12 protein-coding genes and 1 tRNA gene are annotated in these 17,310 nt (G+C 71.7%); 7 read left to right on the top strand and 6 right to left on the bottom strand.

Annotation, left to right across the window (positions count from 1 at the left end):
- Positions 1–29 precede the first annotated feature (29 nt).
- The 5 genes from DDQ41_RS02650 (at position 30) to DDQ41_RS02630 (ending at position 7,681) form a co-directional block, all read left to right on the top strand.
- Entirely contained in the window at positions 30–809 is a 780-nt protein-coding gene (locus DDQ41_RS02650; protein WP_109293010.1) for a S1 family peptidase, read from the top strand.
- Positions 810–1,323: 514 nt separating this feature from the next.
- Positions 1,324–1,659 carry a chorismate mutase gene (locus DDQ41_RS02645; RefSeq protein WP_109293009.1) on the top strand — a complete coding sequence of 112 codons (336 nt, stop codon included), beginning with the start codon at positions 1,324–1,326 and terminating at the stop codon, positions 1,657–1,659.
- Between the two features lie 45 nt (positions 1,660–1,704).
- Positions 1,705–4,203, top strand: a complete 2,499-nt coding sequence (gene pepN / locus DDQ41_RS02640) for an aminopeptidase N (protein ID WP_109293008.1) — start codon at positions 1,705–1,707, stop codon at positions 4,201–4,203.
- 635 nt (positions 4,204–4,838) lie between these two features.
- Entirely contained in the window at positions 4,839–6,257 is a 1,419-nt protein-coding gene (locus DDQ41_RS02635) for a pyridoxal phosphate-dependent decarboxylase family protein (RefSeq protein WP_174720250.1), read from the top strand.
- Positions 6,254–7,681 (top strand): lysine N(6)-hydroxylase/L-ornithine N(5)-oxygenase family protein, encoded by a 1,428-nt coding sequence (locus DDQ41_RS02630; protein WP_109293007.1) that lies wholly within the window; start codon positions 6,254–6,256, stop codon positions 7,679–7,681. Before DDQ41_RS02635 ends, DDQ41_RS02630 begins: the two co-directional genes overlap by 4 nt.
- Before the next feature lie 274 nt (positions 7,682–7,955).
- Here DDQ41_RS02630 and DDQ41_RS02625 read toward each other — a convergent pair whose 3' ends face one another.
- A complete protein-coding gene (locus DDQ41_RS02625) occupies positions 7,956–9,752 on the bottom strand; it encodes a bifunctional metallophosphatase/5'-nucleotidase (protein WP_109293006.1) in 1,797 nt (598 codons plus the stop codon).
- 267 nt (positions 9,753–10,019) lie between these two features.
- Here DDQ41_RS02625 and pyk point away from each other — a divergent pair, with 267 nt between their 5' ends.
- Positions 10,020–11,456 (top strand): pyruvate kinase, encoded by a 1,437-nt coding sequence (gene pyk / locus DDQ41_RS02620; RefSeq protein WP_109293005.1) that lies wholly within the window; start codon positions 10,020–10,022, stop codon positions 11,454–11,456.
- Between the two features lie 204 nt (positions 11,457–11,660).
- On the opposite strand, the gene DDQ41_RS02615 is transcribed toward pyk, so the two are convergent.
- A complete protein-coding gene (locus tag DDQ41_RS02615) occupies positions 11,661–12,449 on the bottom strand; it encodes a hypothetical protein (protein WP_109293004.1) in 789 nt (262 codons plus the stop codon).
- A gap of 79 nt (positions 12,450–12,528) precedes the next feature.
- Positions 12,529–12,612, bottom strand: a tRNA-Leu gene (locus DDQ41_RS02610).
- 93 nt (positions 12,613–12,705) lie between these two features.
- Here DDQ41_RS02610 and DDQ41_RS02605 point away from each other — a divergent pair.
- A complete protein-coding gene (locus DDQ41_RS02605) occupies positions 12,706–13,371 on the top strand; it encodes an ANTAR domain-containing response regulator (protein ID WP_109293003.1) in 666 nt (221 codons plus the stop codon).
- Positions 13,372–13,497: 126 nt separating this feature from the next.
- Here the strand turns inward: DDQ41_RS02605 and DDQ41_RS02600 are convergent, their stop codons facing one another.
- Genes DDQ41_RS02600 through DDQ41_RS02590 form a run of 3 tightly spaced genes read right to left on the bottom strand, consistent with a single transcriptional unit; the run spans position 13,498 to position 17,305 of the window.
- Positions 13,498–14,214, bottom strand: a complete 717-nt coding sequence (locus DDQ41_RS02600; RefSeq protein WP_109293002.1) for an ABC transporter ATP-binding protein — start codon at positions 14,212–14,214, stop codon at positions 13,498–13,500.
- Positions 14,214–15,476, bottom strand: coding sequence for an ABC transporter ATP-binding protein (locus DDQ41_RS02595; protein WP_109293001.1), 1,263 nt, complete (start codon positions 15,474–15,476; stop codon positions 14,214–14,216). The genes DDQ41_RS02600 and DDQ41_RS02595 overlap by 1 nt, the downstream gene beginning before the upstream one ends.
- A gap of 2 nt (positions 15,477–15,478) precedes the next feature.
- Positions 15,479–17,305 (bottom strand): branched-chain amino acid ABC transporter permease, encoded by a 1,827-nt coding sequence (locus DDQ41_RS02590; protein ID WP_109297495.1) that lies wholly within the window; start codon positions 17,303–17,305, stop codon positions 15,479–15,481.
- Between the last annotated feature and the right edge of the window lie 5 nt (positions 17,306–17,310).

The following is a 17,310-nucleotide window of genomic DNA, read 5'->3' as shown; positions in this document are numbered from 1 at the left end:
CCACCCCCCCCCACGAAAGAAGGCAGAACTTGAACACACTCGTTCGCGCCCTCAAGAGATGCGCGGCAGCCGGTGCCGTCATCCTCGCGGCCGCCAGCCTGCAGCCCGCCTCCGCCACCGCCGCCTCCGCCGCCGCCCCGCCCGTCGTCGGCGGAACCCGCGCCGCCCAGGGCGAGTTCCCCTTCATGGTCCGGCTCTCCATGGGCTGCGGCGGCTCCCTGCTCACCCAGCAGATCGTCCTCACCGCAGCCCACTGCGTCGGCGCCTCCGGCAACAACACCGGCATCACCGCCACCGCCGGCGTCGTCGACCTCCAGAGCTCCAGCGCCGTCAAGGTCCGGTCCACCAAGGTCCTCCGGGCCCCCGGCTACAACGGCAACGGCAAGGACTGGGCACTCGTCAAACTCGCCCAGCCCATCAACCTGCCGACCCTGAACATCGCCGAGAGCACCGCCTACGACAACGGCACCTTCACCGTCGCGGGCTGGGGCGCGGCCCGCGAGGGCGGCGCCCAGCAGCGCTACCTGCTCAAGGCACAGGTCCCCTTCGTGCCCGACGCCTCCTGCAAGCAGTCCTACCCGAGCCTGATCGCCGGCGAGGAGATCTGCGCGGGCTTCCCGCAGGGCGGCGTCGACACCTGCCAGGGCGACTCCGGCGGGCCCATGTTCCGCCGCGACGACGCCGGCGCCTGGATCCAGGTCGGCATCGTCAGCTGGGGCAGGGGCTGCGCACGGCCCGACTACCCCGGTGTCTACACCGAGGTGTCCACCTTCGCCTCGGCGATCAAGTCCGCCGCGGCGACACTGTAATCCCGCCTCGCGCCCCTCGCGGCGCACCGGCAGCGCACTGAACCGCGAACGCGGCGGGGACGACACCCACCCCGGGCGCACCTCCTCCCCGCCGCGCTCCCGCATCCCGAACGCCTCCACGCGTACCCGGAGGGACCGGCACCGGAGCCGTTCGACCGCAGCTGCGCCCGGAGGGACCGCTCCCGCATCCCGAACGCCTCCACGCGTACCCGGAGGGACCGGCACCGGACCCGTTCGACCGCAGCTGCGCCCGGAGGGACCGCTCCCGCACCCCGGACGCCTCCACGCGTACCCGGAGGGACCGGCACCGGACCCGTTCGACCGCAGCTGCGCCCGGAGGGACCGCTCCCGCACCCCGTACGACCCCACGCGCGCCCCGCCGCGCTCCCGCATCCCGAACGCCCCCACGCGCGCCCCGCCAGAACGCAAACCGGCCCAGGCGGCCGGAGCGGCCGCGTACCGGATCCCGAGCGCCCTGACCGCCACCCCGCCTGCCGACGTAAGCTCCCACTCCATGACCACCAGCGAGACGAGCGGCACCGACGACTCCGTCCTGGCCGAACTCACCAGGCTGCGCGAGAGCATCGACAACATCGACGCGGCCGTCGTCCACATGCTCGCCGAGCGCTTCAAATGCACCCAGCAGGTCGGCCACCTCAAGGCCGAACACCACCTCCCGCCCGCCGACCCGGCCCGCGAGGCCCGCCAGATCGCCCGGCTCAGGCAACTCGCCGAGAGCGCCCGGCTCGACCCCGGCTTCGCCGAGAAGCTGCTGAACTTCATCATCGCCGAGGTCATCCGCCACCACGAGGGCATCGCCGACGCACCCGGCACAACCGGCAAAGGCTGATCGATCCGGATACCCCCGTGTACGGGACCGGGGCCATCGGGCAGCATGGCCCCCATGCCCGTACTCACGCACGACGAAGCGCAGACCCGAGCCCAGCTCCTGGACGTCCGCCACTACTCGGTCGAACTCGACCTCACCACCGGCGACACCTTCGAGTCGCGCACCGTGATCGGGTTCACCGCCCGCGCCGCCGGCGACACCTTCGTCGAGCTGAAGCCCGCCACCCTGCGCTCCGCCACCCTCGACGGACGGCCCCTCGACCCGGAGCGGCTCGACGGCAACCGGCTTCCGCTCACCGGACTCACCGAGGGCGAACACGAGCTGCGCATCGAAGCCACCATGCACTACTCCCGCACCGGCGAGGGCATGCACCGCTTCACCGACCCCGCGGACGGCGAGACATACGTCTACACCCAGCTCTTCCTGGACGACGTGCAGCGCGTCTTCGCCGCCTTCGACCAGCCCGACCTCAAAGCGGTCTTCGCACTGGCGGTCACCGCACCCGAGGGCTGGACCGTCCTCGCCAACGGCATCACCACCCACCACGGCGACGGCCGCTGGACCGCCGCCCCCACCCCCCGCATCCCCACCTACCTCGTCGCCGTCGCAGCCGGCCCCTGGCACTCCGTCCGCACCGAGCACCGCGGCCTCCCCTTCGGCATCCACTGCCGCCGCTCCCTCGCCCGCCACCTCGACGAGGACGCCGACGAGATCCTCGACGTCACCCGGCAGTGCTACGACCGCTACCACGAGAAGTTCGAGGAGCCCTATCCCTTCGACTCCTACGACCAGGCCTTCGTACCCGAGTTCAACGCCGGCGCCATGGAGAACCCCGGCCTCGTCACCTTCCGCGACGAGTTCGTCTACCGCTCCGCGGTCACCGACACCGAACGCCAGACCCGCGCCATGGTCATCGCCCACGAGATGGCCCACATGTGGTTCGGCGACCTCGTCACCCTCCGCTGGTGGGACGACATCTGGCTGAACGAGTCCTTCGCCGAGTACATGGGCTACCAGACCCTCACCGAGGCCACCCGCTTCACCGACACCTGGACCGACTTCGGCATCGGCCGCAAGTCCTGGGGCTACGACGCCGACCAGCGCCCCTCCACCCACCCCGTGGCCCCCGACCCCGACAAGGTCCCCGACACCGCCTCCGCACTGCTCAACTTCGACGGGATCTCCTACGCCAAGGGCGCCTCCGCGCTCCGCCAACTCGTCGCCTGGCTCGGCGAGAAGGACTTCCTCGCCGGCATCAACACCCACTTCGCGCGCCACCGCTTCGGCAACGCCACCCTCGCCGACTTCATCGACTCCCTCGCCGAGGCCACCGACCGCGACGTGCACACCTGGGCCGCCGCCTGGCTGCGCACCACCGGCGTCGACACCCTCACCCCGCGGATCACCGCCGAAACCGGCACCTGGCGCCTCGACATCGACCGCGACGGCAGCCGCCCGCACCGCATAGCGGTCGGCACCTACGACCGCGACCCCGTCGACGGCCGCGCGCTCGTGCTCCGAGAACGCTTCGAGGTCGACGTCCCCCAGGGCCCGGGCGGCACCGTCCGCACCGGCCGCCGCCCCGACCTCGTCGTCCTCAACGACGGCGACCTCGGCTACGCCAAGATCCGGCTCGACGCCCAGTCCGCGGAACCCGCGCTGCGCGGCCTCTCCGGCATCCCCGACCCGCTCACCCGCGCCGTCGTCTGGAACAGCCTCCGCGACACCGTCCGCGACGGGGGGCTCGAACCCGCCGCCTATCTGGAGACCGCCCGCGCCCACCTCCCGCACGAGCACGACCTCGCCGTCGTCCAGGGCGTCCTGGCCTTCGCCCGCACCCAGATCGCCGACCGCTACCTCGCCCCCGGCGACCGCCCCGCCGCGCTGGCCCTGCTCACCGACCTCACCCGCGACCTCATCCGCCGCACCGAGGACGGCAGCCACCCCGGCCTGCGCCTCACCGCCGTACGCCACTTCATCGACGCCGCCGCGCACCCCAACGGGCTGCACGACTGGCTCGCCGACGGCAGTGTGCCCGGCGGGCCCGGCCTCGACGCCGAGCTGCGCTGGCGCGTCCTCGGCCGGCTCGCCGTCCTCGGCGCCACCGGCGACGCCGAGATCGCCGCCGAACTCGCCCGCGACCCCAGCGCCACCGGGCAGGAGGGCGCGGCCCGCTGCCGAGCCGCGCTGCCCACCGCGGAGGCCAAGGCGGCAGCGTGGTCCCGGCTCTTCGAGACCGACGACCTGTCCAACTACCTCTTCGCCGCCACCGCGCAGGGCTTCTGGCAGCCCGAACAGGCCGAACTCGTCCGCGCGTACGTGCCGCGCTTCTACCCGTCGGCCGTCGCACTCGCGGACCGGCGCGGGCCCGCGATCGCGGAGGCGGCCGGACGCCACGCCTTCCCGCTGCACGCCGTGGACGCGGAGACACTCCGCCTCGGTGAGGAGTGCCTGCGCGACTCGGAGATGATCCCCCTCATGCGGCGCAAGCTGGTCGACCAGCTGGACGACCTGCGCCGGGCCCTTCGGGTACGCGGGGCGTAGGGCGGAGGCCCCGGGCGGTGCCGCCGAGTGCCGCGCCGTCGAGTGCCGCGGAGAGCCCGTGCCGGGGCGGTTCGCGGCCCCGTCCCGGCTCGCGCCCTCCCGTGCCCTCCCGTGCCTGCCCGTGTCTTCCTGTGCCTGCCCGTGTCTTCCTGTGCCATGACCGGTCGTGCCGTCCCGGCTCGCGTCTTCCTGTGCCGGGGCGGTTCGTCGCCCGTCTCGGCTCGCGCCTTCCTGTGCCTTCCCGTGCCATGACCGGTCGTGTCGTCCCGGCTCGCGTCTTCCTGTGCCGAGGAGGTTCGCGGCCCCGTCTCGGCTCGCGCCTTCCTGTGCCTTCCCGTGCCATGACCGGTCGTGTCGTCCCGGCTCGCGCCCTCCTGTGCCCTCCCGTGTCCTCGCGTGTCCTCCCGTGCCCTCCTTCTCTTCTTCTTCCTGTGCCTTCCCGTGCCGAGGCCGTTCGTGCCTTTCGTCCCCTGCCCACCCACCCGGCGCGACGGCCGCCCCGCGGCAGGGGGCGCGTACCACTTTCGGGTCCGGATCGTTGAACTCTGCGGGTAGTCCACCCCGACCCCGTACACCCTGGCGGGAGGCCCCTCCGCGCCCGCAGGGCCGACGCCGACGTCCCCGGAGGACCCCGCATGACCACGCCGCCGCGCCCGACGTCGAGCCGCAGACCCGGAGGGGAACTCCCCCCGCTCGCCGGAGGCAGGGAAGGCCCCGACGCGCTCAGGCCCCTCCTCGACACGGTCCTGGACGCGCTCCGCACGGGGGCCGTCGCGCGGGGCGGTCCGCTGCCGCCCGGCGGCCCACGGCACCTGGGCCGCTCCGTGGCGGAGACCGTCACCCCCGTGATCCCCGACCGCGGCCGCGGCGCCGAGGAAGCGCTCCGCAGCCTCGTCGAGGCCTTCGCCTACGGCGCTGCCGACCCCGCCGACCCCCGCTGCGCCGCGCACCTCCACACACCGCCCCTGGCCGTCGCCGTCGCCGCCGACCTCGCCGCGTCCGCGCTCAACCCGTCGCTGGACTCCTGGGACCAGGCGCCCGCGGCCTCCGCACTGGAGGCCGAGGTGAGCCGGGCCCTGGCCGCGGAGGTGTATCCGCGAGCCGCGAGCCCCGACGCCCTCGTCACCACCGGAGGCACCGAGGCCAACCAACTCGCCGTCCTCCTCGCCCGCGAGCACCGCGGACCGGTCCGGATCGTCTGCGGCGCGAACACCCACCACTCCGTGCGCCGCTCCGCCTGGCTCCTCGGGCTGCCCGAGCCCGTCACCGTCCCCGCCCCGGACGGCACCACCGACCTCACCGCCCTCGACGACGCCCTCACCGCACTGCACGACGGCCCCGTGCTCGTCGCGGCCACCGCCGGCACCACCGACGCCGGGCTCGTCGACCCCCTCGACGGCATCGCGGACCTCTGCGAACGCCACGGAGCCGAACTGCACATCGACGCGGCCTACGGTGGGCCGCTGCTGTTCAGCCACCGCCACCGGAACCTGCTGCGAGGTCTGGACCGCGCCCACTCCGTCACCCTCGACCTGCACAAGCTGGGCTGGCAGCCGATCGCCGCCGGCATCCTCGCAGTCCCCGGCAGCGCCCGGCTCGCACCCCTCGCCCACACCGCGGACTACCTGAACCCCGACGACGACACCGAGGCCGGGCTGCCCGACCTCCTCGGACGCTCGCTGCGGACGACCCGCCGGCCCGACATCCTCAAGATCGCCGTGACCCTCCGGGCCCTCGGCCGCGACGGCCTGGCGGACCTCGTCGACCGCACCCTCGCCGCCGCCCGGGACTGCGCCGACCTGATCGGCAGACATCCCGGCCTGGAACTCCACCGCAGACCCGTACTGTCAACGCTCCTGTTCCGGCCCCGCGGCGCGAGCGACGCCGCCGTCGCCGGCCTGCGCCGCCGGCTCCTGCACGACGGCCGCGCCGTCCTCGGCCGGGCCCACGCGGACGGCAGGCTCTGGCTCAAGGCCACCCTGCTCAACCCCCACACCACCGCGGACGACCTCGACACCCTCATCGCACTCGTGGAAGGCCACAGCACCCGATGACCGGCACCCCCACCCCCCGCACCGACCATCCCCACGACCTCGTCGGCATCGGCATCGGGCCGTTCAACCTCTCCCTCGCCGCCCTCGCCCACGGACTGCGGACCAGGAGCACCGCGGACGGCCTCACCACCGCCTTCTACGACCAGTGCCCCGCGTTCCACTGGCACGCCGGGCTGCTCATCGACGGCACCACCCTCCAAGTCCCGTTCCTCGCCGACCTCGTCACCCTCGCCGACCCCGCGAGCCCCTGGTCGTTCCTCGGCTACCTCAAGGACCACGACCGGCTCTTCCCCTTCTACTTCGCCGAGCGGTTCCACATCGAGCGCGCCGAGTACGACGCCTACTGCCGCTGGGTCAGCGACCGACTGCCCGGCCTCCACTTCGGGCACCAGGTCGACGCCGTCCGCTGGAACCCGGAACACTCCGTGTTCGAAGTGGACTTCACCCGGCTCGACCCGCAAGCAGGAGCGGAGTCACCGGGCCGGGCCCGCACCCGGCACATCGCCGTCGGCATCGGCACCGAGCCCCATGTGCCCCAACCGCTCCAGCCCCTGGTCGACGCACCCGGCGTCCCCGTGATCCACTCCGCCGACTACCTCGAGCACCGCGAACGGCTCCTGGCCGCCGGGCACATCACCGTCATCGGCTCCGGCCAGTCGGGCGCCGAGGTCTTCCTCGACGTACTGCGCGCCCGGCCCGCCGGAGCCGAACGGGTCCACTGGCTGGCGCGCACCGAGGCGTTCGCACCCATGGAGTACTCCAAGCTCGGCCTGGAGCACTTCACCCCCGACTACGTCCGCTACTTCCACGCACTGCCGGAGTCCGTGCGGGACGACCTCGTCCCCCGGCAGTGGCAACTCCACAAGGGCATCGGCACCGGCACCATCGCGGCCATCCACGACGAGCTGTACCGGCGCACCCTGCACGGCGGCTGGCCCGACGCCGTCCTCACCCCCGGTGTGCGGGTCCGCACCGCCGGCCGGGTCGCCACCACCAGGGTCGAGCTGCACCTCGAGCACCTCCGGCAGGGCGTCCGCTCCCGGCTCACCACCGACGCCGTCGTCCTCGCCACCGGCTACCGCGAGCGCTCCCTCGACCGGCTCCTCGTCGGCCTCGACCCCTATATGCGGCGCGACGCCTCCGGCAGGCCCCGCATCGACGAGCACTTCCGGCTCGTCATGGACCCCGCCGTCACCGGATCCGTCTACGTGCAGAACGCGGAGCGGCACACCCACGGAGTGGGCGCACCCGACCTCGGACTGGCCGCCTGGCGCAGCGCGACCATCCTCAACTCCCTCACCGGCAAGGACCCCTACCCGCTGCCCGCCCGCGCCGCCTTCACCAGCTTCGGACTCGAACGGGGCGAGGCGCCCGGCATTCCCGGCCAGGCGCCCCGGCTCACCCCGCTCGAGGAGCGGCTGTAGCACCCCTCGCGGCGGGCCTGCCCCGTCGAGGCACCGCGGCCTGTCCCCGACAGCCGGCGGGCGCGCGGCGACGGCTGCGGCACCTCTCGGCGTCGCCGGATCGCCCGCACACGCCCGGTAGCCCGCAGACGCCCGGTAGGAGGACGACGCTTCGCCTCGCGACGCACCGCGTCCGACGCCGCGTGCCGATCCGCAGGGGAGAGGCGTGAACACGCAGGGACACGCAGGGACACGCAGGGACACGCAGGGCAGTCGGGGGCGGGCGGGGCAGCCCTCAGAAGACCGGATCACCGTCCCGGGTCAGCCTCCAGCCCACCGAGGCGAACGCCGCCGGGTCCACGGTCCCCTTCGCCCGCACCGACTGGATGATCGTGTTGCGGATCTCGTCCGAGTTCGACCACAACTGCTCGGCCCGCGCGACATGCGGGAAGGCACCGCCGCCGGCGGCCCGGTAGTTGTTCACCGCCAGCACGAACCGCGCCTCCGGGTCGACCGGCCCGCCCTCGAAGGACAGGTCCACGATCCGCGAGCCGGCCGGCCTGGCGATGTCGATCTCGTACGTCAGGCCCGACACCGCGTCGTAGTTGTAGTCCGGTATGCCGTCGGCGTTCGTCAGCTTCGCCGTGTCCACCGGCGCCCCGGCCGGCGTCTGCACGTAGTACCGCGCCGAGTACTCCAGATAGTCCTTCAACTGGGCGCCGGTCATCAGCCGCGCCTCCAGCGTGTTCTCGAACGGATAGAGCCCGGCCGCGTCCCGGATCGTCACCTCGCCCGCCGGGATCGCCGCCGAGCGCGAGAAGCACGAAGCCTGCGACAGCACCGGCAGCGCCGCCCACCGCCCGCCCGCCAGCGCCTCGCGTACCGTCTCCGTCTGCACCTGGTTGATCAGGTCGATGATCGGTTCGTCCCGCCACGGTGCCAGGGCCGTCGTCATCGCGGCCGTGGACGTGCCGATCACCTGGTTGACGTACGCGACGACCTTCTCGTGCTCGTCACCCAGTAGCCTCGTGATCCTCGGGTCCTCCGCGACCGTGTTGGAGTTGAGGACCTTCGCCCCCACCCTCGCCACCGTCCACCGGCCCCGCTCCCGCACCAGGTCGAAGTCGAACAGGGTGAGCCGCTGGCCCCACTTCAGCGGCTCGGACAGCACCACCGGTGCGCCCGTCCGCCGGTTGGCGACCGTGTACTCGGCGATCTCCGTGTGCGCGTGCCCCACCAGGATCGCGTCGATCCCCGGCACCTGCTCGGCCACCAGCGCAGCCGCGTTCTCGACGTACGGGAGCTGGTCACCGTACGAGGAGGTGCCGCTCGAACCCGAGTGCGCAGAGACGATCACGACGTCCGCGCCCATCGAGCGGAGCTTCGGCACCCACTTCGCGGCCTGCTCCTCCAGCCCCGGGAAGACCATCTGCCCGCTGACGTTGGCCCTGTCCCAGATCGCGATGCCCGGGTTCGTCAGCCCCAGCACAGCCACCCGCACATCCCGTCCGTGCGGGGTGCGCAGCCGGTGCATGCTGTAGGGCGGGAACGCCGGTCGCAGTGTCCTCGCGTCCAGGGCGTTGGCGCCCAGCAGCGGGAAGTCGCACTGCTCCTGGAACCTGCGCAGCACCGGGATGCCGTAGTTGAACTCGTGGTTGCCGAGCGCGGCCGCGTCGTAGCCGATGGCGTTCATCGCCTGAGCCATGGGGTGCACGGGCCCGCGGTGCGCGGTGATGGGGTCGACCTTGGCGTAGTAGTAGGACAGTTGCGTGCCCTGGATCGTGTCACCGGCGTCGATCAGCAGGGTGTTGCGGCGCCCCTTCTCCTCGCGCACCTGGTTCACCAGGGTGGAGATCTTGGCCAGGCCGACGTCGTTGTGGGCCTTGTCGTCGAACTCCCGGTCGGTGAAGTAGTCCCAGTTGAAGACGTTCCCGTGCAGGTCGGTGGTCCCCATCACGGTGAACGAGTACCGCTCTCGCCGTTTCCCCGGGCGGCCGTGGGCCTCGGCGGGGGCGGCGAGGCCGCCCGCGATCGCGGCTCCGGCCCCGACGGCGGCCGAACGGCCCAGCAACGCCCTGCGGTTGAGCGGCATGTGGTCTCCCTTGTCCGGATGGTGCTACGCGCGTGGAACAACGCGCGTAGAGTCTGCCTCAGGGCGACCCCGGGGAGAAGTGCCGGGGACCGGCTGATGGGCGTCTCGGCGGAAGAGGGTCCGCGGCGCCGGCCGGGGCATGCCCGAACGCTCAGAAGAGCGGCCTCCCGCACAATTCAATACTTGTCAACAAGGTTTCACGGAACCGTCGTTGAGTAGTCACGCCCGACCAATTCTCTACCGGCCGGTAAGACATAGGCTCAAGCCATGCGCCGAGCAAAGATCGTCTGCACACTTGGGCCTTCCACCGACTCGTACCAGCAGATCAAGGCACTCGTGGACGCCGGAATGGACGTCGCCCGCCTGAACCTCAGCCACGGCACCCATGCCGACCACGAGGAGCGCTACCGGCACGTCCGCAAGGCCTCGGACGAAACCGGCCGCAGCGTCGGAGTCCTGGCCGACCTTCAGGGCCCGAAGATCCGCCTCGGACGGTTCCGCGAAGGCCCTGTACTCCTTGAACACGGCGATCCGTTCACCATCACCGTCGAACCCCTCGAAGGGGACCGCGAGATCTGCGGCACCACCTACGCCGGCCTGGCCGAGGACGTCAGCCCCGGAGAGCGCATCCTCGTCGACGACGGCCGCGTCTCGCTGGAGGTCACCGCGGTCGACGGCCCCCGTGTCCACACCACCGTCGTCGAAGGCGGCGTGATCTCCGACCACAAGGGCCTCAACCTCCCCGGAGTCGCCGTCTCCGTCCCCGCCCTCTCCGGCAAGGACGTCGACGACCTCCGCTGGGCCGTCAGAACCGGCGCCGACATCATCGCCCTCTCCTTCGTCCGCAGCGGACGCGACATCGAGGACGTCCATCGCATCATGGACGAGGAAGGACGCCGCCTCCCCGTCATCGCGAAGATCGAGAAACCCCAGGCCGTCGACGACATCGACGGTATCGTCGCAGCCTTCGACGGAATCATGGTCGCGCGCGGCGACCTCGGCGTCGAGATGCCCCTGGAACGTGTCCCCCTCGTCCAGAAGCGCGCCATCACGCTCGCCCGGCGCAACGCCAAGCCCGTCATCGTCGCCACCCAGATGCTCGACTCGATGGTCGACAACTCCCGGCCCACCCGCGCCGAGGCATCCGACGTCGCCAACGCCGTCATCGACGGCACCGACGCGGTGATGCTCTCCGGCGAGACCAGCGTCGGCAAGTACCCCGTCGAGACCGTCCGCACGATGAGCCGCATCGTCGAAGCCGCCGAACAGGAGATCCTCGCCAACGGCCTTCCCCCGCTGACCGTGCGCGGCAAACCCCGCACCCAGGGAGGTTCCGTCGCGCGGGCCGCCGCCGAGATCGGCGACTTCCTCGACGCCCGATTCCTCGTCGCCTTCACCCAGTCCGGCGACACCGTACGACGCCTCTCCCGCTACCGCTCACCCATCCCGCTGCTCGCCTTCACGCCCGACCCCGCCACCCGCTCCCGGCTCAGCCTCAGCTGGGGCGTCGAGACCTTCATCGGCCCCCGCGTCGAATCGACCGACGCGATGGTCGCCCAGGTCGACGAGGAACTCCTCCGCATCGGCCGCTGCCGGCACGGCGACACCGTCGTCATCACCGCCGGGTCCCCGCCCGGAGTCTCCGGCTCCACCAACCTCGTACGCGTCCACCACATCGGCGAGGACGACATCCAGCGCACCTGACGGCGGCCGCTCCGCCGCGACCCGGTGTCCCACGCGGCGCCCCGCCGGACGCGGAACGCGCTCCGGTCGGCGGCGGCGGGGAGCGGCTTCACGTCGTCCTGCGGCGCCACAGCGTCTTCGTCGAACAGGTTTCCCGGTGCCCGTCGCCGCCGATCGCGTTTCGGGACCGCTCGCGTTTCGGGACCGCTCAGTACCCGGGACCGGTCAGTACTTGGGGCCGATATGCGCGTCCATGAGCGCGACGGACTCCCGCCGGGCGACGGATATGTTGTACGACCTGCCGTGCCGTGTGCACTCCTTCCACTCGACTCCGAGCCTGTCGAGTGTGTCCGTGTAGAGACGCCGGATGTCGTCGGAGACGTTGGTGAACCAGTAGCGGGGGTACTCGTAGCGCTTGCGTACACCGCCGACGAGCCGCGTCGTCCAGTTGATGTTCCGGCACCCGTCGGAGTGAACCAGCCCGCGGACGAAGCTCCACGGGTGGGCGTCCACGATCTCCCGTTGCCACCGTTCCAGGGCGATCCGTCGTTCGTGCTTTCTGCCGGGGCCGTGCTGGGGGAAGAGGCACGGCAAGTGGTTCGAGTACACCTTGACGTTGCGGCAGCCCTGCTTCCGTGCCCGGCAAACGGAGTTGTCCGGAAAAACAGCCCGCATCGCGGTCTCGCACTCGTCCATGAGGCCAGGCCACTGATCCGCGCATGTGATCATGAGGCTGGGCACGCGGTGGCCGGAGTACCGGATGATGTGCCCGTCGCCCAGGTACAGGCCGAGCAGGTAGGCGTAGGCGGCTCCGTCGAGCGCCCGGCCGTCGCATCTCGGGCACAGCGGCGCGTGCCTCCCGGGGCACTCGTCTCGCTCCGCCCGGTCCTGGTGCCGCCAGTACGCCACGGTGCCGGCCGGAACCCCGAGCAGACGGCCCACGTCGGCGTTGCGGGCGCCGGCGTTGAGCAGGGCCAGCGCCTTCAGTCGTACCTCCGTGCCATGGAGCTTCATGTGACTACAATGCGCGATGGCCCATCGCGATGGGTGACGAAAGGCGGATGTTCACGAGAACGTGAGCATCCGCTTGTCGTGCCGGGTGCGGGACTCGAACCCGCACGCCCTTTCGGGCAGATGTGTTTGAGACATCAGCGTCTGCCACTTCCGCCAACCCGGCGAGGCCGCTGCTGGGAGTGTACCGGGTGAAGGGCGGAGGTCTCAGCTAGGTAGGCTTTCCCGTGCAGCACCGGCCCCGCACCGAGGAGCTCCCGTGACCGCCCCCGAGTCGCCCCAGCCCGTCGCCGACGACGGCAACGCTTCGCACGTCCCGCCCATGACGACCCGTGTCGTCATCGCAGAGGACGAGGCCCTGATCCGCCTCGACCTGAAGGAGATGCTCGAGGAAGAGGGCTATACGGTCGTCGGCGAGGCCGGGGACGGGCAGCGGGCCGTCGAGCTGGCCCGCGAGCAGCGGCCGGATCTGGTGATCCTCGACGTGAAGATGCCGGTGCTCGACGGGATTTCCGCGGCCGAGAAGATCGCGGAGGAGTCCATCGCGCCGGTCCTGATGCTGACCGCGTTCTCCCAGCGCGATCTCGTCGAGCGCGCGCGGGACGCCGGCGCGATGGCGTACCTGGTGAAGCCGTTCAGCAAGAGCGACGTGGTGCCGGCCATCGAGATGGCGGTGTCGCGGTTCGCCGAGCTGCGTGCGCTGGAGAAGGAGGTCGCGGATCTCGCCCAGCGGCTGGAGACGCGGAAGCTGGTGGACCGGGCGAAGAGCGTGCTGCAGACGCAGTACGGGCTGACCGAGCCGGCCGCGTTCCGGTGGATCCAGAAGACGTCGATGGATCGCCGGCTGTCGATGCAGCAGGTCGCGGAGGCGGTCATCGCGGACGCCGAGGAGAAGAAGGCCGCCAGGGGCCAGGACGGGCAGTAGTCCGTCGGGGCTGTCGGGGCTGTCGGGGCGCCCGCCCGCGGCCTCCGGTCGCTCGCGGCCGGGGCGGTGAACGGAGGAGGCCCGCACCCCCCCGGGGGTGCGGGCCTCCGGTGTTCCCGGTGCGGGTCAGTCCTCGCCGAGGTAGGCCTTGCGGACGGACTCGTCGTGGAGCAGGTCCTGTCCGCTGCCGGACAGGACGACCTTGCCGATCTCCATGACATGGCCGTGGTCGGCCAGGGAGAGCGCGGCCTGGGCGTTCTGCTCGACGAGCAGGATGGTGGTGCCCTGGGCCTTGAGTTCGGCGATGGTGGCCATGATCTTCTGCATCATGATCGGTGAGAGGCCCATGGAGGGCTCGTCGAGCATGAGCAGCTTGGGCTGGGACATCAGGGCCCGGCCCATGGCGAGCATCTGCTGCTCACCGCCGGAGAGCGTGCCGGCCGCCTGCTTTCTGCGTTCGCCCAGGATGGGGAAGAGGTCGTAGGCGCGCTGGACGTCCTTGGCGATGCCCTCCCTGTCGTTGCGGAGGAAGGCGCCGAGGAGGAGGTTGTCCTCGATCGTCATGCGCGGGAAGATGTGCCGGCCCTCGGGGGAGTGGGCGAGCCCGAGCGAGACGATCTGGTGGGCGGGGACCTTGCGCAGCGACCTGCCGTTGAACTTGATCTGTCCGCCGACGGGCTTGAGGAGCCCGGAGATGGTGCGCAGGGTGGTGGTCTTGCCGGCGCCGTTGGTGCCGATGAGGGTGACGACCTCGCCCGCTTCGACCTTGAACGAGATGCCCTTGACGGCCTCGATCTTGCCGTAGGCGATGCGCAGGTCCTCGACCTCGAGAAGTGCGGTCATCAGTCGTTCTCCTTGCGGGTGCCGGAGGCGGTGCCGGTACCGCCGTCGCCGGTGGCTTCCGGAGCGTCGGCGCGGGGTGCGGCCGCCTCGTCGCCGGGCCCGCCGTGGCTGCCGCCGTCGCTGTCCCCGCCGCTGCCGCCGTCGCTGTCCCCGTCGGTGTCCTCTGTGCCGTCGGCGGCTTCGGCACGGTCGGCGGCTCGGGCCTGGTCGGCGGGCACGCCGGTGGCCTTGTCCGATCGTCCGTCCGTCGGTCCGTCCGTCTGCCCGTCCGTCTGCCCGTCCGGGGCTGCGTCCGGGGCTGCGTCCGGGTCGCCGTCCGCGGACGTCTCGGTCCGGTCGGCGGGTTGCGGCTCCGGCTCCGCCCCGGCACGGCCGGCCTCCGGCTCCGCCGTGGTGGATTCGGCGGCGGCCTCGGCCCGTGCGACCTCCTCGGCCTCCTCCGCGCCGGGCGCGCCCTCGAAGGGTTCGCCCAGGTAGGCGGCGATGACGCGCTCGTCGCTCTGCACGGTCTGGCTGTCGCCCTCGACGAGCTTCTCGCCCTGGACGAGCACGGCGACCCGGTCGCAGAGGTTCATGATGAAGCGCATGTCGTGCTCGATGACGAGGACGGCGATGCCCATGTCGCGGATGGCGAAGACGAGTTCCTCGGTGGCCCGGGTCTCCTGCGGGTTCATGCCGGCGGTGGGCTCGTCGAGGAGGAGCAGTCCGGGTTCGCTCGCGAGTGCCCGGGCGATCTCCAGCTTGCGCTGCTCACCGTAGGGCAGGTTGCGGGCGAGGTGGTCGGCCTTGCCCGCGAGGCCGACGAACTCGAGGAGTTCCATGGCCCTCTTGCGGGAGGCGGCTTCGGCCCGGTGGAAGCCGGGGCCGCGGAGCAGGGCGGACCAGAGGCCCTCCTTGGTCCGGGTGTGCCGGCCGACCAGGACGTTCTCCAGCACCGTCATGTTGCTGAAGAGGCGGATGTTCTGGAAGGTGCGGGCGATACCCGCCGCGGTGACCTTGAAGGACTTCGGCGGCAGGATGGTGCCCTTGTACCGGACCTCGCCCTCGGTGGGGATGTAGAGGCCGGTGAGGCAGTTGAAGAACGTGGTCTTGCCGGCTCCGTTGGGGCCGATGAGACCGACGATCTCGCCGCTCTTGACGGTGAGGTCGACGGAGCGCACGGCCGTGAGGCCGCCGAACCGCATGGTGACGCCCCGGGCGTCGAGGACCGTCTCACCCGCGGGAGCGGACGCGGTCGCCCTGGTGGTCGTGTCGGTGGTCATGTTCAGGCACCTGCCTTGGTGAGGGTGGCGGGCGCTTCCTCGTTCTCGTGGAACTCGAGCTGACGGCGGCGGTTGGGGATGAGGCCCTCGGGGCGGAAGCGCATCAGCAGGATGAGCGCGACTCCGAAGGCGAGCAGCTGGTAGTCGCCGAGGAACTGGAGTTTGTTGGGGATGAGGTAGAGCAGGGCGGCGCCCACGAGCGGGCCGGCCATGGTGCCCATGCCGCCGAGGACGACGGCGGCCAGCAGGAACGCCGAGTTCGGCGGGACGGGCCAGGCGAAGAGGTACTGCTCGGGCGTCACGGTGTAGGTGACGTGTGCCTGTACGGTGCCGGCGAGACCGGCGAGCGAGGCTCCGAGGGCGAAGGCGATCAGTTTGACGCGGAAGCCGTTGATGCCCATGGCGAGTGCCGCGGTCTCGTCCTCGCGGATGGCGACCCAGGCCCGGCCGATGCGGGAGTCGCCGCTGCGCCGGAAGACGAGGACGACCACGGCCATGATCAGGAGCATCAGGAAGAAGTAGTTGGCGAACCGTCCGATGGTGAATCCGGCGATGGTGTGCTCGGCGCCGAAGTCGAACCCGAGGATGTTGAGGTTCGGGATGGACGCGATGCCGTTGGAGCCGTTGGTGATGTCGGGCCCGGAGGTGCCGTCGGTGTTCATCACGGTGATGCGGAAGATCTCGCCGAAGCCGAGGGTGACGATGGCGAGGTAGTCGCCGCGCAGCCGCAGTGTCGGGGCGCCGATGAGGACGCCGAAGACGAGGGAGGCGCCGGCGCCGACGAGGATGGCGGCCCAGAACGGGAAGTGGACGCCGAACGGCGACGTCGGGGCTCCGGACACGAGGGCGGCGGCGTAGGCGCCGACGCCGAGGAACGCGACGTAGCCGAGGTCGAGGAGACCGGCCAGGCCGACCACGATGTTCAGCCCGAGGGCGACGGTGGCGAAGATCAGGATGTAGACGCCGATGGTGGCGAACTGGTCGTCGCTCTGGGTGAAGGGGAAGAGGGCCGCCGCGATGAACGCCCCGGCGATGGTGAGGTTCTGGTGCTTGCCGGTGAGCTGGGTCGCGCGCGCGATCAGCCCCGCCTTGGTGAGGGCGGCGAACCCGAAGCCGGCGGTGATCAGGAACCCGATGAAGAGTTCGTCGTACTCGGTGCCGATGCCGTAGGTGAAGACGCCGAGGGCGAGGGCGAGGACCCCGGTGATGATCAGGATCTCGAGGTGCGACGGCAGGGGGCGCAGGGGGCTCGGGGCCCCGGCGGAGAGGGTGGCCCGGAAGACGCTCCATCCGTTGCCCAGGTGGTGGGTGAAGCGGTCCCAGCCGGTGTCCTCGGGGTCGGCGGGGTGCAGGTCGGGCCGCTCGAAGGGCAGGGCGAACGCGCCCACCAGCGCGATGAGGGTGGCCACGCCGGCGACGGCGCCGCCGGGTTCGAGGTTGATCGGTCCGCCGAGCTGGATGCTGATGGCGGCCATGGTGTACCAGGCGGTGCCGAAGGCCGCGAGGGCGGAGAGCCGGAGGGCGGCGTCGGTACCGGCGGGCGCGAGCCAGCGGGTGCCCTTGACTCCGTATGACGCCAGGGCGAACAGGGTGGTGAGGGCACCGGCCACGAGTACCTGCCACTGGAGCCCGCCGGGGTAGCCGTAGACCGTGAGGTCTCCGGGGAAGGCGGCCGTCCACGTCCAGGCGAGGAAGGCGCTGAGTACCGTCAGGGCGCCGCCGGCGGTGGCGAGTGCGCGGGCGGTGCGCTCGGGCAGCGGGACGAGGGCGGTGCGCTCGGGCAGCGGGCGGGTGTCGGCGGGGGCGGTGGTGCTGGTCTGTGTGGTCATGGTGC

Source organism: Streptomyces spongiicola (assembly GCF_003122365.1).
Taxonomy (GTDB): Bacteria; Actinomycetota; Actinomycetes; order Streptomycetales; family Streptomycetaceae; genus Streptomyces; species Streptomyces spongiicola.
This window is presented reverse-complemented; position numbering and strand designations above follow the sequence as displayed.

What these genes read in the sequence shown, in the direction of transcription:
- DDQ41_RS02645 (WP_109293009.1), top strand. Translation starts at nt 1,324, where the DNA reads ATGACCACCAGCGAGACGAGCGGCACCGACGACTCCGTCCTGGCCGAA.
- pepN (WP_109293008.1), top strand. Translation starts at nt 1,705, where the DNA reads ATGGCCCCCATGCCCGTACTCACGCACGACGAAGCGCAGACCCGAGCC.
- DDQ41_RS02635 (WP_174720250.1), top strand. Translation starts at nt 4,839, where the DNA reads ATGACCACGCCGCCGCGCCCGACGTCGAGCCGCAGACCCGGAGGGGAA.
- DDQ41_RS02630 (WP_109293007.1), top strand. Translation starts at nt 6,254, where the DNA reads ATGACCGGCACCCCCACCCCCCGCACCGACCATCCCCACGACCTCGTC.
- DDQ41_RS02625 (WP_109293006.1), bottom strand. Translation starts at nt 9,752, where the DNA reads ATGCCGCTCAACCGCAGGGCGTTGCTGGGCCGTTCGGCCGCCGTCGGG.
- pyk (WP_109293005.1), top strand. Translation starts at nt 10,020, where the DNA reads ATGCGCCGAGCAAAGATCGTCTGCACACTTGGGCCTTCCACCGACTCG.
- DDQ41_RS02615 (WP_109293004.1), bottom strand. Translation starts at nt 12,449, where the DNA reads ATGAAGCTCCATGGCACGGAGGTACGACTGAAGGCGCTGGCCCTGCTC.
- DDQ41_RS02600 (WP_109293002.1), bottom strand. Translation starts at nt 14,214, where the DNA reads ATGACCGCACTTCTCGAGGTCGAGGACCTGCGCATCGCCTACGGCAAG.
- DDQ41_RS02595 (WP_109293001.1), bottom strand. Translation starts at nt 15,476, where the DNA reads ATGACCACCGACACGACCACCAGGGCGACCGCGTCCGCTCCCGCGGGT.
- DDQ41_RS02590 (WP_109297495.1), bottom strand. Translation starts at nt 17,305, where the DNA reads ATGACCACACAGACCAGCACCACCGCCCCCGCCGACACCCGCCCGCTG.